The organism is Fructobacillus parabroussonetiae, from assembly GCF_018437265.1.
In the GTDB taxonomy this organism is placed as follows: Bacteria; Bacillota; Bacilli; order Lactobacillales; family Lactobacillaceae; genus Fructobacillus; species Fructobacillus parabroussonetiae.
This window is the reverse complement of sequence record NZ_JAAMFL010000005.1, coordinates 70356-86692: the sequence shown is the minus strand read 5'-3', so window position 1 is coordinate 86692 and position 16337 is coordinate 70356. Positions and strand designations below refer to the sequence as shown.

Annotated in this window: 17 protein-coding genes; 2 read left to right on the top strand and 15 right to left on the bottom strand. The window is 46.8% G+C overall.

The annotated features are described in order from the left end of the window. Nucleotides 1-8: 8 nt before the first annotated feature. The 8 genes from G6R30_RS03250 to G6R30_RS03215 form a co-directional block, all read right to left on the bottom strand. Nucleotides 9-773, bottom strand: a complete 765-nt coding sequence (locus tag G6R30_RS03250; protein WP_213821414.1) for a ribonuclease HII — start codon at nucleotides 771-773, stop codon at nucleotides 9-11. Further along, on the bottom strand, nucleotides 766-1611 hold the full coding sequence (gene ylqF / locus G6R30_RS03245) for a ribosome biogenesis GTPase YlqF (protein WP_213821412.1): 846 nt from the start codon (nucleotides 1609-1611) through the stop codon (nucleotides 766-768). The genes G6R30_RS03250 and ylqF overlap by 8 nt, the downstream gene beginning before the upstream one ends. A gap of 13 nt (nucleotides 1612-1624) precedes the next feature. Next, complete coding sequence (locus G6R30_RS03240; protein WP_213821410.1) at nucleotides 1625-1852, bottom strand: YozE family protein; 228 nt, start codon at nucleotides 1850-1852, stop codon at nucleotides 1625-1627. Beyond that, entirely contained in the window at nucleotides 1842-2417 is a 576-nt protein-coding gene (locus G6R30_RS03235) for a YpmS family protein (RefSeq protein ID WP_213821409.1), read from the bottom strand. Before G6R30_RS03235 ends, G6R30_RS03240 begins: the two co-directional genes overlap by 11 nt. Before the next feature lie 18 nt (nucleotides 2418-2435). Next, entirely contained in the window at nucleotides 2436-3287 is an 852-nt protein-coding gene (locus G6R30_RS03230) for a DegV family protein (protein ID WP_213821407.1), read from the bottom strand. 9 nt (nucleotides 3288-3296) lie between these two features. Then, nucleotides 3297-3797 carry a dihydrofolate reductase gene (locus G6R30_RS03225; RefSeq protein ID WP_213821405.1) on the bottom strand — a complete coding sequence of 167 codons (501 nt, stop codon included), beginning with the start codon at nucleotides 3795-3797 and terminating at the stop codon, nucleotides 3297-3299. After that, nucleotides 3797-4999 carry a CCA tRNA nucleotidyltransferase gene (locus G6R30_RS03220; RefSeq protein WP_213821403.1) on the bottom strand — a complete coding sequence of 401 codons (1203 nt, stop codon included), beginning with the start codon at nucleotides 4997-4999 and terminating at the stop codon, nucleotides 3797-3799. Before G6R30_RS03220 ends, G6R30_RS03225 begins: the two co-directional genes overlap by 1 nt. A gap of 90 nt (nucleotides 5000-5089) precedes the next feature. Beyond that, entirely contained in the window at nucleotides 5090-6352 is a 1263-nt protein-coding gene (locus G6R30_RS03215) for a tetratricopeptide repeat protein (protein ID WP_213821401.1), read from the bottom strand. Between the two features lie 235 nt (nucleotides 6353-6587). Here G6R30_RS03215 and G6R30_RS03210 point away from each other — a divergent pair, with 235 nt between their 5' ends. Further along, nucleotides 6588-7139: a helix-turn-helix domain-containing protein gene (locus G6R30_RS03210; protein ID WP_213821399.1), complete on the top strand. Its 552-nt coding sequence runs from the start codon at nucleotides 6588-6590 to the stop codon at nucleotides 7137-7139. Nucleotides 7140-7164: 25 nt separating this feature from the next. Here the strand turns inward: G6R30_RS03210 and G6R30_RS03205 are convergent, their stop codons facing one another. The 7 genes from G6R30_RS03205 to G6R30_RS03180 form a co-directional block, all read right to left on the bottom strand. Beyond that, entirely contained in the window at nucleotides 7165-7968 is an 804-nt protein-coding gene (locus G6R30_RS03205) for a hydroxymethylpyrimidine/phosphomethylpyrimidine kinase (RefSeq protein WP_213821398.1), read from the bottom strand. Nucleotides 7969-8049: 81 nt separating this feature from the next. Continuing rightward, nucleotides 8050-10143, bottom strand: coding sequence for a type I DNA topoisomerase (gene topA / locus G6R30_RS03200; protein WP_213821397.1), 2094 nt, complete (start codon nucleotides 10141-10143; stop codon nucleotides 8050-8052). A gap of 125 nt (nucleotides 10144-10268) precedes the next feature. Beyond that, a complete protein-coding gene (locus G6R30_RS03195) occupies nucleotides 10269-10889 on the bottom strand; it encodes a pyridoxamine 5'-phosphate oxidase family protein (protein ID WP_213821396.1) in 621 nt (206 codons plus the stop codon). Nucleotides 10890-10976: 87 nt separating this feature from the next. After that, nucleotides 10977-12335 (bottom strand): cytosine permease, encoded by a 1359-nt coding sequence (locus tag G6R30_RS03190; RefSeq protein WP_213821395.1) that lies wholly within the window; start codon nucleotides 12333-12335, stop codon nucleotides 10977-10979. 167 nt (nucleotides 12336-12502) lie between these two features. Further along, nucleotides 12503-12901: a DNA-processing protein DprA gene (locus tag G6R30_RS06310; RefSeq protein ID WP_338018328.1), complete on the bottom strand. Its 399-nt coding sequence runs from the start codon at nucleotides 12899-12901 to the stop codon at nucleotides 12503-12505. Next, nucleotides 12786-13382, bottom strand: coding sequence for a DNA-processing protein DprA (locus G6R30_RS03185; RefSeq protein ID WP_338018326.1), 597 nt, complete (start codon nucleotides 13380-13382; stop codon nucleotides 12786-12788). The genes G6R30_RS06310 and G6R30_RS03185 overlap by 116 nt, the downstream gene beginning before the upstream one ends. A gap of 69 nt (nucleotides 13383-13451) precedes the next feature. After that, nucleotides 13452-15347 carry an ABC-F family ATP-binding cassette domain-containing protein gene (locus tag G6R30_RS03180; RefSeq protein ID WP_213821394.1) on the bottom strand — a complete coding sequence of 632 codons (1896 nt, stop codon included), beginning with the start codon at nucleotides 15345-15347 and terminating at the stop codon, nucleotides 13452-13454. Between the two features lie 87 nt (nucleotides 15348-15434). Here G6R30_RS03180 and G6R30_RS03175 point away from each other — a divergent pair, with 87 nt between their 5' ends. Then, entirely contained in the window at nucleotides 15435-16283 is an 849-nt protein-coding gene (locus G6R30_RS03175; RefSeq protein WP_213821393.1) for an N-acetylmuramoyl-L-alanine amidase, read from the top strand. Nucleotides 16284-16337: the final 54 nt, after the last annotated feature.

Genomic DNA, 16337 nt, shown 5'->3' with positions numbered 1-16337 from the left:
CGGTTCTCTTATGATAATAATTTTTTTACCGGTGCAAAGCTGCGCCGATGGATGGGACAAGGCCCCAAGCGATTCAGCGCCGCAAGATGTGCCTTCGTACCATAGCCATCGTTATGACCAAAGTCATAACCAGGATATTGTTCATCATAGGCCACCATCATGGCGTCACGGGTTACCTTTGCAAGAATGGAAGCGGCACCAATGGAATTCGAGCGCGCATCCCCCTTAATTAATTTCTCTTGGGGCAAAGGCAAATCCACCACCATGGCATCAACCAACAAATAGTCGGCCGGTACATCCATGGCTAAAACAGCGGCCTTCATTGCCTCACGAGAGGCTTCGTAAATATTGATTTCGTCAATCCGTTCCGCCGAAACAACGCCAACACCATAGGCGACGGCCTTCTCCTTAATGGCTGTAACGAGCTCGTCACGAACCTTTTCAGATAGTTGTTTGGAATCAATAACCCCATAACAATCAAAGTCCGGCGGTAAAATCACAGCCGCCGCAACAACCGGTCCAGCCAAGGGGCCCCGTCCGACTTCGTCAATACCAGCAATGGCTTGAAAGCCTTGTGTCCACAGCTGGGATTCAAAGACAAAGCGAGTCATAAAGTCAGCCTTTTGCTTCGCTTCTTTTTCGATCCGACGGTCAAAAGCCTTCAGCGCTGCTTGAACACCGGCCCGTTCATCAGTTCGCCAAATGGCCAGCCGTTCATCATCAAAGCGAGCGGATTTTAATTCAGCCCGAATGGTTGCGATTGTTTCACTCATGTTCACGATCCAATGTATAACGACCCAGTTTTCCAGAACGCAGGTCATTCAGCATACGAACAGCCGCCTTGTCATAGTCGTCTTTGAAACCAAGCTTTTCGGTAATCAATAACAGCAGGTTAACATCCGTCTGATCGAAGGCATCGCCATTTAAATGATAACGGTCGATAATGGCTTGTTGATTATATTCGCGGAAGAACGCGAGCATATTCAACGCGGCGTCATCTTTGGCAAAAATGGTATCTTTGACAGCACCAGTTAGCGCTAACCGCTGACCGGTTCTTTGGTCTTCAAACTTTGGCCAAAGAACACCTGGCGAGTCGAGGATTTCAAGGCCGGTTGCCGTTTTCAGCCAAGCCACCTTCTTCGTCACCCCCGGTTTATTCGCTGTGATGGCGACGTTTTTTTGGACCAGGTGATTGAGGAGCGTTGACTTACCCACGTTTGGGATACCCGCGAGCATCACTCGGATGGGCCGGTTTTTAATCCCCTTCGCCTCTTGTGCGGCCAAATGATCTTTTAAAACATCCTTTGCAGCTTTTGTCATGAACTGCGCCGTTTTTGGCCCACGAGTATCCAAAACCGCCACTGCCAAACCTTGTTTTTCAAAGTAGTGTTTCCATGCGGTGGTTTCTTTTGGATCAGCTAAATCGGCCTTCGTCAACACAAGTAAACGGGGCTTTTTTTCAATTAATTTATCAACTTCTGGATTCCGTGAGGATAATGGCACACGCGCATCGACAAGCTCAAAGACAATATCAACAAGGGAGAGGTTTTCGCGCATCAAGCGAAAGGCCTTTGCCATGTGTCCTGGGTACCATTGAATATTTTGTCCCATGATTGTCTCCTAACTAACGAGAAGCCTGGTACTCGGCCCAGGCTTCATCAAAAATCGTCATTGACATTAGATACGGCGCTGCCGTTTCCAAATATTCAGAAATCTCATCGAAATCCATTGATTGCTTCGGAAAGGAAGCGTCCAAGAACGCATTGTTGGCAAACTGTTGCACTTCATTTGCCGCCACGCTGTTGCGGTTCGTCATTAACCAACCGTAAAAAGAGCGGTTTCTACTGGGCATTTTGCATCACTCCGGTAAAGGTAAAGCGGTTGTCCTTCAAGTTTAATTCATCTGCTTGAAGCGTCCAACCATTTTTCTTTGTTAACTTTGCAAGGTCTAAGGAAATTTGCTGCTGATCTGGTTGGATGTTGACACCCTTTGGACCAGAATACATGGACTTAATGTAGCCCATGGCAACGTTGACTGGCAAATCAAGTTTGCCTAATTCGACTTTTTTGACAGCCATCACAATGTTGCCATCACTCGTCGTTTGGGGATCCATCGTCAACTTAGCATCCATTTTTTGACCAAAAATCGTCACGGTCGTTTGGGCAACCACATGATCATCATTGACGACAAGCTGGTACTTACCATTTGATTCATTGGTCAAATACGTTTTTGACAGCGCGTTTAATTGATCACGATTCAAGGTTAAATCAATCTTCGTGTTATCGGCGTTCTTCGTCGTGCTGAAATTCGTCCGAGTCGGTACCATGGCTAAATAAGTGGTATAGGCACCAGCTGACAAAATGGCTACTACGAGAAGCCAAAAGAGCCAAAACCAAATAGAACGGTGTTTCTTCATGACAAAACCTTCTAACTTTTATTCTGCTTCGAACAGGATCGCCAAAGCGCCTAATCCTGTGTGTGTTGAAATCAATGGGTTGGTAACCGAAACCAAGATGTCGATATCCGGCCAAATCTCGTTCAGCCGATCCGCCATTGCCTGTGCTTCCTCAGGAATACCAGCATGGCTAACACCAATGCTCTTCATCTTCTTGAAGCCCTTCATCTTTTCAATGACATCATCGTTAAACTTGTTTAACGTCTTCATGCCTCGGCCCTTGACTGCAACATCGACTTTTCCTTCGCGGTCAACAAAGGCCCCCACCTTAATGTTCAAGATGTTTCCAATCAGGCCCTGTGTCTTTGACAAACGGCCACCCGCCACCATGTTATCGAGCGTACGGAAAGACAGGTAGATGTAGGAGTCTTTTCGAGCCTTTTCGGCTGCTTCCAGAACTTCTTCCATGCTTCCACCGTTTTTAGCAACACGAGCAGCTGCCAAAACAACGAAAGCTTCTGCACGGTCGGCCTGACGCGTATCAAAAGTTTCCACCTTGTTCTTTACTAAGGCTGTCGCTTGTTGTGCCGCGTTAACCGTTCCTGAAAGTCCAGAAGAGATGTGCAAGGACAAGATTTCAGCATCGGGATCCGATGCTAACGCCTTCTCATAGGCCTCCTGAAAGGCGCCAATCGATGGCTGTGACGTGTGTGGCAATTCCTTGCTTTCCGCCATTAACTCCAAGAATTTATCGGAAGAGATACTAACCCCATCCTGATAAATCGTTCCATCGATTTCAACAGATAAAGGGACAACTTGAATGTCAAAGTCCTTTAATTCTTGCTCGGTCAAACGAGCAGAGGAATCAGTTACAATTTTCACCTTAGTCATCATGGCCTCCTAGGCTTTTCGTTCATACGTTAAAAATTCAATTGGCTGATCATGGTCAACCAGTTTCTTTTGCTCAACCAATTCGAATTGGTCGGGGTCGATTGGGTCAACAAAGGTATCGCCATCAAAGTTCCCCATCACTTTGGTAACGGAAAGGTCCGTTGCCAAGGGCATGAGCAAACGGTAAATTTGTGCGCCACCCGCAACGGTGACGACCTTACCAGCCGCCCATTCCTCATGAATCAGCGTTACTAACTCGTCTTTTGAATGCAACACGGTCACGTCATCGTAACCAGGGTCAAAAGTCGTCTGGCTCGTTAACACAACGGAATGGCGCTTTGGCAAAGGACGTCCGATGGATTCCCACGTTGCCCGCCCCATTACCATTGTTGTATGGAGCGTTTCTTCTTTAAAATGAGCCAAATCCGCTGGTAAGGACCAAGGCAAGTGACCGTCTTTTCCAATTGCATGCCGATTATCTTCTGCCCAAACCATCTTTAATATTGCCATTATTCGGCCTCCTTTGCAAAGTCGAATAGCGCCTTTTGCGTATTTTCAAGTCGACCGAAAACGACTGCTTCTTCCATCTCATGCAACAAGCGCCCTAATGCTGGCCCGGGTTTAGCGAAACCGGAACGAATTAACTCGCCACCATTAACCGCTAAATCCTTGGCAGAATGGATGGGTAAAGCAGCGAACTTCTCTTTGATTGATAAGTGCACAGATTGCTCCATCCCCATCAAATCAAGAACTTCTAAGAAAGTGTCCGCCAAGTCATTGACTTGATAAAGATCCCAAACACTCAGTTCATCACGCTTTGCAATCATCGGTGCCAAGCGGTTAACCGTTGCCATCAATTCCCGAGAGAGCTTCCAGGACCGAAGCGCTTCTTGCCTTTTTCCGGTCGAAAGCGGCAGGGTCGCTAGATACAAAGTCCAGACAACGGGCAAAGAAGTTGGTTGCTTCTTTGCCAACCAGCCAGCCATTTCTAAGAAATGCCCGTCCTCTTTGCCAATCGTTCCTGGGAAGTAGGCAAAGAGACCAACGGACACCATGCTTTCCAAGGCAGAAGCTGCCGCCTGTCCCATCAGCAGTTTCTCAAATTCAACCTGGATGCGTTCAACCGCAATTTTTTCAAGATTTGGCGCAAGAGCCGTTAGGGCTTCCAAGGTCGCTTCTTCGATTGAAAAACCGAGTTTTGAAGCAAAACGGAAGGCTCGCATCATCCGCAAGGCGTCTTCCGTAAACCGTTCTTTCGGATTACCAACCGCTCGAATCTGCTTTTTTTTCAAGTCGGATAGGCCGTCAAACAAATCGATTACGCGACCATCCGCATCCAGAGCAAAGGCGTTAATGGTAAAATCACGCCGCTTCAAGTCTTCCGATAACGAACGAACAAAGGTCACCGAATCCGGCCGACGAAAGTCCGTATAGGTCGATTCTGTTCGAAAAGTCGTGATTTCATAACCCTCGCCATGGTCTAAGACCATGACGGTACCGTGTTGGATACCGGTATCAACCGTCTTATCGAAGATGGCCTTGATTTCTTCTGGATAAGCTGATGAGGCAATGTCGACATCATGAAGGGGTTCTTCCAGAATCATGTCCCGGACACAGCCACCAACAAAATAGGCTTCGTAACCAGCCTCATTAATTTTATCTAAGATTGGTTTGGCTGCGACTAACTGACTGGGCAGTTGATTAAATTGCATGGGCCACCTCACTTTGGCTTATCTTCTTACTTTCAATCTTAGCAAGAAAGCAAAGAAATTGCACGAATTATGCACCTTCGAATCGCGCTGCTAATCTTCCAAATCAGCCAAACGGCCTTCCATTTCAAAGTCGTCTGGTGTGATGGCCAGCAAGCGCTCAATGGTCTCTTTTTCAGCCGCTATTTGACCAGTTTCATGGTACCAATCGGCCAAGTCGTGCAGAAAGTCCGTATCGGCCGGATAATCCTCAAAGGCTTGCTGCCAGTATGGTTTAGCTTGTTCATCCAGCTCTTTGGCGTGGTATGCACGGGCCAAATCCCAGTTAAACTTTGGATCAACCAAGTCTTTCTCGCCGGCTTCCTTGATGACACGGATTGTCTGATCGTAATCGTGCTTTGCTAAGTAAAAGTCCGCCAGAGCGGCAATGGTCGTCAAGTCCAAGTCATCCAGCGCCAGGGCCTTTTTGTAAGACTCCTCGGCTAAGCTATCGTCTGCTAACTGGAAAGCCAGATTTCCCGTTAAGCGGTACAAAAGTGGATTGGTCTGATCATAGGAAAGACCGGCTTGATAAGTTTGCAAGGCCCCCTTCTTTTCGTTCGCCTTTTCTTGTGCTTGACCAAGTAAGGGATAGACCGATGTGTAGTGTGGATCTTGGTCCAAGATTTCTTCATATAAGTCAATGGCCTGATCAATCTGCCCCTGTTCCTGATAAAGGAAGGCCAATTGGAATTTCGTATCAATGGTCAAGTCCAATGGCTTGATTTGTTCGAGATAGGCAATGGCGTTTTCGACATTTCCAACTGCTGCATAAGCCGTTCCAATGCGTGCAGCCATATCGACTTTGGCAATGCGCCGTTGACCTTGTAATAAGAGGGATCGATAGAGCGAGATTGCCTTATTGTACTCACCTGTCGAAAAGTAAAATTCCGCTAAGGCAAACGTCACAATCGGTTCATCCGGGGCCAACTGCCTGGCCTTAGTCAAAGACAGTTCCGCCGATTCCTGCAAGCCTTCTTGCTGATAGAGGTCCGCTTTTACCAGGAGTGATTGTAAATAAGCCTCAGAATCCGGTGAAATCTGAGCTAAGTAATCCTGAGCCTCTTCCAGTTGGTCTTCTTCAATGGCCAATTCGGCCAGGGATGACTTTAACTGGTCTTCATCAGGATGCTTTGCCAGCAACTGCTGATAGGCTTGTTTTGATTCATCCACAAAGCCCATGGCATATAAATCCTCCGCTAAGGAAAAGACCAGGTCGTCGGAATCTTCTTTTAAGGACAAGTCAAAAGCCTTTTGTGCTTGATCGACTTGGCCAAGTTGCAAGGCACTCATCATTTCTTCTGCGTGATTGGTCATTTACAGCCTCTTTCTAATCCGTTAAAACTCTACCAACCATTATAGCCTGCCAAAGGCTTTCAATAAAGGCACAATCGCCATTATTTTCCAGGTAAGCAAACGAAAACAAGAAATTTCAATCCCTTTTCAACAATTTAATTTTCCTGTAATTCACGAATAGACCAATTCGTGGTAGAATTTATCCGTTAAGCCTTTGGAAGAAACCAGAGCGTTCATTTTTTAGAAAGGAGTCCTCATGTATTCATTAACAAAGAAACGCTACCAAGCCATCAAGAAACAAGACCAGAGCTACGATGGGAAGTTCATTTACGGTGTTATGGAAGACCACCGTGTCTGCTGCCCTTCTTGTGAACGGGAAAAGGATTGCGTCCCACAAGATATCCGCATTTTTAAGACGGACGACGAGGCACTCTTTGAAGGGTTCATCCCCTGTCCTGACTGCCAACCCTTCGGCGAGTTAACCGAAAAAAACGAATTGGTTAACAAGGTCAAAGTCTATCTGGCGCACAACTACCAAAAGCGCCTCACGCTTGAATCGCTTGCCGAAACCTTTGGTATTTCAACAGGCGTCTTGCACCGGGCCTTTATGACACTAACCGATGAAAGCCCACAGGCCTACTTGATTCGTTTGCGAATGTACCAGGCCAAAAAGATGCTTTCAGAAAGCAACGAATCCGTTGCCCTCATTGGTCTTAAAGTTGGCATTCCCAACCTGTCATACTTCAACACCGTCTTCAAGCAGCAAAACGGCATGACTGCCGTGCAGTATCGAAAGCAAAACAAATAAAAAAACGACTCAGCTGAGTCGTTTTTTATTTTGCCTTAACGGACCAATTCGACAACACATTGCCTGCCAGTCTTTCTGAAAAGGCATAGCCGTGGGCAATGGCCATTTGGGTATAGTCGGCAGCCGCCATGGAAGCGTCGTGCAAACTTTCCCCCTTTGCCAAACCTGCCGTTAACGCGGCCGATAAAGTACAACCCGCACCGTGGTTATTGGCTGTTTCAACACTATGGTGGCGGAAAATCGATCGATGACCATTTTCGTCAAAGAAAAGATCAATGAATTCCTCTTGCTTTTCTGGATTACCAACCTTTAAATAAAGCGAACAGCGGGCTCGTTGGCTCAATTGCTTTGCCAGTACCAAAGCGGCCGTACGACTCTTTGGTACCTCAGAACTCCCCGTCAAAGCCAGGGCTTCTTGAATATTGGGCGTTGTAATCGTGGCCAATGGTAGCAAGTGATCCAGATAAGCATCAATCAGCTCCTGATCGACCGCCAATTGCCCTTCTTTAAAGGCAAGGACCGGATCAACCACGACGGGACCAATGTAATTTTTCAGGAATTGACTAACCAAGAGCACCTGGTCAACGGATTGAAGGAGGCCGACTTTGATCGCATTGAACTGATCGACCTGTTCGATTGATGCCAGTTGCTTCTTGAAAATCTCGGTTGGGATTGCCGTTATTTCAACTTTATTTGGCCCAATCAAGGCCAAGGACGAAATGACGGAGAAGCCAACCACGCCCTCTGCTGAAAAAGTCGCCAAATCCGTTTGAAGACCACCACCAGACAGGCTATCTGAACCGGCAATTGTGAGTACCTTTGTCACCATTCGCTCTTCTCCTTTCCAAAAGGGCGGGCCTTTCGGCTCGCCCCGCCATGAAACAACTAAACAGTCAGCTCAAGGCCTTTTTTATTTCTTCTTAGTCTTTTCTTCGGTCGTCTTATCCGTTTTTCCTTCTTCACCCGCGGCCTTTGGCTTGTCCCATGAGACAAAGTCACAGTCAGGATATCGAGAACAACCATAGAACTTTCGGCCACGCTTGGTCTTTCGTTCAACGACCTGCCCCTTGTGGCACTTTGGACACTCAATGCCAATTTCTTCGACGATCGCTTTGGTATTCCGGCAATCTGGGAAACGCGAACAAGCGTAGAACTTGCCGTAACGGCCCATTTTAATCACCATTGGGGCGCCACAGACTTCACAGTCCATCCCCGCCAATTCGTCGTGCATCGTGATTTTTTCAAGGGTCTTTTCGGCTGATTCAACCTCTTTTGCAAAGGGGCGGTAGAACTTATCAACAACAGGCACCCATTCCTCATCGCCCACTTCGATTTCATCCAGTGAATGCTCAACTTGGGCTGTAAACTTCGTATCGGTGATATCGGGGAACTTGTCATCGACAATGTTTTGAACAATCTCACCCAATTCCGTTGGCACGAATTTACGAGCGTCCACCCGAACATAGTTACGACGTTGAATGGTATCCAAGGTTGGCGCATAGGTTGAGGGACGACCCACCCCGTTTTCTTCAAGGGCCTTAATCAAAGCCGCTTCAGAATAGCGAGCTGGTGGCATCGTGAAATGCTGTTCCGGATCCGTTTTTGCTAGGTCAACCACATCACCTTCTACTAAATCAGGCAAGAGATTATCCTTTTCCTTGGCAGCAGGATAGGCCTTGGTGAATCCTGGGAACTTGGTCTTGGAGCCATTGGCATGGAAGAGCACACCGTTTTGCTCAACCGTTACCGCCATGGTATCCAAAATTTCAGGCGTCATCAGGGAGGCCACGAAACGTGACCAAATCAATGAATACAGCTTAAACTGATCGGGCGTTAGCTTATCCTTAATCGATGCCGGCGTCTTCGTCACATCAGTTGGGCGAATCGCTTCGTGGGCATCTTGGGCGCCTTCTTGCGGCACACCGGCCACTGGCTTGTGACTCGAATAAGCCTCGCCCCATTCGTTGTGAATATACTGAGCGGCTGCGTTTTTAGCCACTGCTGAAAGTCGGGTCGAGTCCGTACGCATATAAGTAATCAACCCAACCTGTCCGAGCCCTCGGCCTAAGTTGATTCCTTCATACAATTGCTGGGCCGTCATCATCGTCTTACGCGTTCGGAATTTCAACTGCGTGTTAGCCGTTTGCTGCATGGTCGAGGTCGTAAACGGTGGCTGTGGTGAACGTTTGCGTTCCTTTGCCTTTACAGAAGAAATCGTAAAGGCTTGTTTCGTATCCAACTTTCCCATGACCGATTGAACAGCAGCATTGTCAGGTAAGGCTTGTTTCTTCCCATCAAAGCCGTAGAAGTTGGCTTTGAACTTTGACCGGCCTTTTTTAAACTCGGAATCAATCGTCCAATATTCCTCAGGCTGAAAGGCTTGAATTTCTTTTTCACGCGCAATGATCAATCCAAGAGCAACTGACTGCACACGGCCAGCGGAAAGGCCACGTTTGACCGTTTTCCATAAGATCGGCGAAATCGAATAACCAACCAAGCGATCAATAATTCGACGGGCTTGCTGAGCGTCCACCAAATCCTGGTTAATCGTTCGCGGTTCTTTAAAGGCATTCTTGACAGTGTCTTTGGTAATTTCATTAAAGACCACGCGGTTCGCCTTTTTAGGATCCAGTCCCAAAATGTATTGTAAGTGCCAAGCAATGGCTTCCCCTTCACGATCCGGATCGGATGCGAGGTAAACTTGCTTAGCGTTCTTGGCTGCCTTCTTCAGGTCCTTGATAACAGGCCCTTTACCACGAATATTGATGTATTTTGGTTGGTAGTTCTCTTCGACATCAACACCCAGCGTTGACTTTGGTAAATCACGAACGTGACCAATTGACGCCACGACTTGGTAAGTCGACCCCAGGTACTTTTCGATTGTCTTTGCCTTGGAGGGTGACTCCACGATGACTAATTTTTTGTTCTTTGCAGCACTCTTTTTGCTTGCTTTTTTCGTTGTTTTCTTACGAGTTGTCGTCTTGCTCGTCTTCTTTTCTGCCACGACAGATCCTCACAGTTCATTTAGTTACGTGCATTATAGCATATCGATTATTAAAACCAAGCCGTTTTCAAGGACTAACTTTCAAGAAAATAAAAAACGAACCATCCAATGGCTCGCCTCCTGCCTTAGAAAGCAAGCATTTCCGCCGGCTTTTCAAAGGATTCAATTACAATAGAAGAAAAAGTTAATTTGATGACCACTTGATTCCGTGCATTATCCGACAAATCAAGGATTTCTGGGTGTTCGTCAATTTCGTTTGCTGCTAATTGATCTTCTAACACACCGCCCTGAACCTGATTCGAGTGCAGACGCAAGCCGGACTTTGCATACCATGTGGTCAGAGCACAGGCTGAATTCAAGCGTAGATCAGCCGCCTTGACGGCGTGGCGATCCGTCACCAAGTACCAAACCTGCTCATCGGTCGACGATGGTTTAAAGGTAATCAAAGTATTCGCCAGCTCACCTTCCGCATCTTTGGTAGCTAGGGAAACAAGGTTGGGAACTTTTTCATAAACCGCTGACAAAGCCACATGGCGACTGTTACCGGTCTCTTTTGAAAACTTCTTCTGATTCTTTTTGATTGTCATCAAAGTCAGAGGTGTTACAAGGAAGAGATAACCAATCACCGTCACAAAGAAAATCCGTTGCCATAAATGACTAAGTGAAAAAAGGGCAGCCAGGCTCTCTGATAATAAGATGGTCACAAAGAAAGCCAGAAACAACTGAATGAAACGCTTCGGGTACATGAGAGCACTCTCCTACTTGATTTTAATTCCTACTCAATATAGCATGCTATTTCAAATTAAACAAGAATGAATCTAATCAAGGTTTTTTTACCTCTTTTTCCTTTCTGACAAAAAGCAAAACAGAAAGTAAAGCAAGGAAATCAGCGCCATAACTGGAAAAGTCGCGCCGATGCTCTCTCTCAAAAACGGAGCATTACTTAGAAATAAGTTCAATAAAACACCAAAAACAAAGAGAAAAATGACTGGCCAGTGAAAGCCGTGTTGATACCAAAAGGCCCCCTGCTTCCTTTCGAAATTAACTTGTTCATAGCGCTTGGGCCGGTAGAAGAAATCAACGACCATCATGGCGATAATTGGTCCCAAGAACATGCCAATATAATCCAAAAAGGCAGTAAACACGGAAAGAAAATTTCCGTTGATTAAAGGAATAAAAGTCATCAATGTCGCAATGACCGTTGCAATTAAGAGCGCTTTTTTCAAGGATAAGCGACTGAGCATATTATTTAAAGCTGATCCAGCTGCCTGCAGGTTCACGGCATTTGACGTCATACTGGTCAACACAATCACAACCATGGCAACCGTGCCCATGCCCAGCTCATTGGCAACGGTACTTGGATCCGAGTTATTGGGATTATAAAGGCCGGTTGCAAGCGCGATACTAATGGCTGTTCCCAAACCCATTGACGCAAAGGCGATAACGCCCACTAAAGCACCCCAAAAAGAAGCAATGGTTGAAACTGCCCGCCCCTTAGCAAAACGGGAAAAATCAGCAGCAGAAGTTACCCAAGCCAGATTAAAGGCCGCCAAAATATCCAAAGCCGCCCCAAAGGGCATCCGGTCCTTTACCGGAACAACCCAGTTCGACAAGGCATGAATGGACGTGTGCGAGAACACCACAATGCCTTCCCAAAGAACAACGAAAATAACCAGCAGAATACCAATGCGTTCGATGATACGAACGGACTTTTGACCAGCGATAATGCTTAGAATGTGCAAAACACTCATGAGCAAAATACCTAGGATCAGTCCCTTATTTCCCCCACTTTGTCCATAAACTGGCCAACCGAAAAAGCCGTGAAAGAGAAAGGACAAAGACGTGGCCGCAATAAACGTGTTAACAGCCGTCCAACCCATAAACATAATGAAATTAATGATGGAAGGAATGAGGCTGCCTCGAATACCAAAGGTCGCACGGGATAGCGTGGTGGTTGACAGGCCAGTTTGATAGCCCATGTAAGACACCAAGCTCAAAAAGAGATACGAAAGCACGGAGGCCAAAAGCATTGCCCAGAGGCCAGCAATCAAACCACAGGCAGCGATAATGCCCCCAATGTACCAAGTCCCATTATTGGCATTCGCCCCAAACCAAGTCGCAAACATATCCCAAGGTCCAAGATTTCGATTTTTTCTTGCGACTGGTTGCACTCGATAACGTTCCTGATCCATTGATGGGCTCCTTTTTGATAACCACTTTGCATAAAAACGGTCATCAAAGAAGTGCTGATGAGCAGCAATCCATGGCGGCAAATCCCTTGAAAAAAGAACCGTTTTCATTAAAACGAAGATGAGTCCAGAATACCATAGTTAAAAATGATTTTAAACGAGCTGCGTAGTCAATTTCCCGTCATAAAATTTACTGCTTCCAGTAGTTCCTTCACTGAACAAACCGGCCTTGCTCCTGCAGCAATTAAGTCGTGGCAGCCAGCAGATTCTGCTGAAAAAATCGACCCAGGTACCGCTAGAACATCCCGGTTATTTTGTAAGGCGGCATTGGCCGTTATCAACGAACCGGATCGTCCTTTAGCTTCCACGACCAAGGTGGCCTGTGCCAAGCCAGCGATGATTCGATTGCGTTCTGGAAAATGCGCCCGATGAGCTGGTGTTGCCTTCGGATATTCAGAAATCAAAAGGCCCTGTTGGCCAACTTCTTCTTGTAAGTATTGATGCTGCTTTGGATAGGTCCGACCGATACCGGACCCAATGACGGCAATTGGTACGCCCCCCCGCTGCAAAAGTCGCTTGGTGCGCCATGACATCAATCCCCTTTGCCAATCCGGACACAATCGCAATTCCCTGGTTCACGAGCTCGGGGATAAACTGTCGGATAACCTCTAGGCCATACGGGGTTGCCGTTCTGGTTCCAACGACGGCCAGAGCAGGCAAAGTCAAGGCCCTTCGATCCCCCTTGTAAAAGAAAACAAGTGGCGGCTGATAAATCTGACGTAAGCGCTCAGGATAATCATCGTCGAAATAAGTCAGGTAGTTCTCTTGATACTGCGGCGCTTGCTTCAGCGCCTCTTGATAAGCACTGGCTAAATTAGCAAAAAAAGCGGAGTCCATCTCACTGCCTAAAACAAAAGCTAAGGCCGTCACTGACCAGGGAAAGCTTTCGGGCGCTTGCTTTGCTTCAATCCGTTGAATAATGACCGCTTCCCGGGCTCGACCAATCCCTTTGGTCAGGTGCAAAGCCAGCATAAATTGGCGCTTTTTCATGTCAAAATCTCCTTTACCTAATGACACGAAAAAGGCAGCCATTCCACATAAAAAAGCACAGCCAACAGGCTATCCTTCCACGATTTCAGAAAGTTCAGTCCAACGAGTCATTTTATCGTCCAACTGCTTTTCTTTTTCATCTAATTCGACTTGAATCGTTGCGACTTTTTCATAATCCGAGCCGTTTTCGGCCATGGCCTCGTTCAGCTCGTCCACCGCAGCTTCCAAGGCCGCAATATCGTCTTCAATCGTTTCCCATTCTTGCTTTTCTTTATAAGTTAACTTACGTTTTTTATCTGATTTCTTTGGTTCGTCCGTTTCTTTTTCGTCGGCTTTTTGCTGATTCGAATTCTTTTCTTCCTTTGGCAAAACAACGTCTTCCAAATAAGTGGAGAAGGCCCCGTTGTAGCGATCAACAACGCCCTGACCAGCCAAATAGTAACCAAAATCAGCAACCGAATCCAAGAAATACCGATCGTGGGATACCGTGACAACCGTTCCAGCAAAACGGTCCAAGAAATCTTCCAAAACAGTCAAAGTCGCAATATCCAAATCATTGGTTGGCTCATCAAGTAAGAGCACGTTTGGTGCTTGCATCAAAATCTTCAGCAGATACAATCGCCGACGTTCCCCACCTGATAATTTGCGGACCAGCGTTCCGTGCATGAAAGGCGGAAAGAGAAACTGTTCGAGCAGGTCTTTGGCCGAAAGAACTTGACCATTCTCATCTTGAATCGTCGAAGCCACGTCCGTCAAGTATTCCACCACGCGCTTGTCTTCTGGAATCTCCTCTGTTACCTGGGTATAGTAGCCAATCTTGACCGTTTGACCCATCTCGTAAATTCCATCGGTCAAAGGCAGACGGCCCGCCAAAACGTTTAAGAGTGAGGATTTCCCCACACCATTCGGACCTGTGATACCCAGACGGTCACGCTGTCCCAAAAGGAGGGAAAGATCCTTAAAAATCAGATGGTCCCCGAAGGAAAGCGTGGCATGCTCAAGCTTCATCACCTTTTTTCCCAAACGGGACTGGCCCAAGGAAAGCGCAATGTCATCGTCTTGCTTGACTTGGCCCATGGATTCTTCCAAACGGGCAAAAGCCTTCTCCCGCCCCTTTTGCTTGGTCGTTCGAGCACGGGCCGATTTGTTCATCCAAATCTTTTCCTGCTCATACTTTTTTTCACGCTTATGCTCAGCCAAGGCCTCGTCAGCTTGGCGCTGCGCTTTGCCCTCGATGTAATCTTGATAATTACCATCGTATTCGTAAAGCTTACCAAATGACAGTTCAAAGATGCGGTTCGTGACACGGTCTAAGAAGTAACGATCGTGGGTCACCGTAAGCAAGGCTCCCTTATACTTCGCTAGATAGCGTTCCAACCAATCGATGGAATCGAAATCCAAATGGTTGGTTGGCTCGTCTAAAATTAAAAGGTCGGGTTCTTGAATCAAAACTTGGGCCATGCCGACACGTTTCTTTTGCCCACCGGATAAATTGACCACCTCGGCTTTTAAATCTGTTAAATGTAGCTGGGTTAAAATCGTTTTGATTTGAGATTCAATTGTCCAGGCATCCTCTTGATCCATGGCGGCCTGTGCTTTTTCAAAGCGGTCCGCTGCCCTGTCATCTTCCGGATGCAAGGAGAAATTATCCAAGGCTTCCTGATAGGCACGAACGGTTTTGAAAATCGGTTGGTCACCAGCATAAACGGCATCTAAAACGGTTAGGTGGGCATCCAAATTTGGTTCCTGCTCCAAGTAGCCAATTCGGTAGTCGTTTTGCCTGGTAATCGTCCCCTTATCTGCGGGGTGTTTACCGGAAAGCGCATTGAGCAGCGTGGTCTTTCCGGAACCGTTTACGCCGACTAAACCGACCCGGTCCCCGGAGGAAATCAGAAAGGATAAGTCATCAAAAAGGACTTTTTCACCATAAATAGACGTTAAGTTGTCAACTCGAAATTGTTTCATAACCCCTATTATACTGAAAAACGCCAAGATTTTCTGCCTTGGCGTGGTAAACTATTTAAGAAAGTTACTTAAGGAAAGAATCATCGGATGATTAATTGGATTCAAAAAAATAAAATCGGTTTATCAGCCCTGGCGTTAATTATTTTAACGACTTTTTTATTGGTTTTGTCTCTTTCACAACAAAATCAACTAACGACACGTCCCGACGACGTGCCCCTTCGAAAGAGTCCCAACCGTCAGTCTAAACAAATCCTTGCCCTTAAGTCTGGGACAAAGCTAACCGTTTTGAAGCGGCAAAACGGCTGGTGGTACGTCAAGGACGCCAAAGACGATAAGGCAGGCTGGGTCGCTTCTTGGGTGGCCAACAACACCTTCTTAAAAAAGCCGACCGCCCTTTCTGAAGCAACCATCGTCTTAGACCCAGGCCATGGTGGTTCGGATACCGGCGCCATGTCATACAACAATAAGTATTACGAAAAGACCTACACGCTAAAAACCGCGCTAGCCACTCGTAAAGAGTTGGAAAAGACCGGGGCCCGTGTTTTGATGACGCGAACCACAGACGTCGTCGTTCCCCTCCTCTACATTCCACGCAAGGCTGAAAAATACCAAGCCGATGCGCAAATTTCCTTCCACTTTGATGCTTCTGGCAGTCATAATTCGGCCTCTGGCATTTCGCAATACTATTACAACAGCAATTCCTTAGGACTCGTTCAGTCACTCTCCAATTCCTTGAACAATCTGCCCCTGCAAAACCGCGGTTACGATTCGATTCCTTACCTGGTTATCAAGGACGTGACTCGGCCGGCTGTCCTGCTCGAAATGGGCTTCATTGATTCCGACAAGGATCTTACCTACATCAAATCAACAAGCTATCAGGAAAAAGTCGCAAAGGACGTCAAAGCCGGACTCCTCAACTACATTCAAAACAATTAAAAAACAGCAGACCGTCATGATCAGTCCTCAATATCGGGCTCAGATCACAGCAGC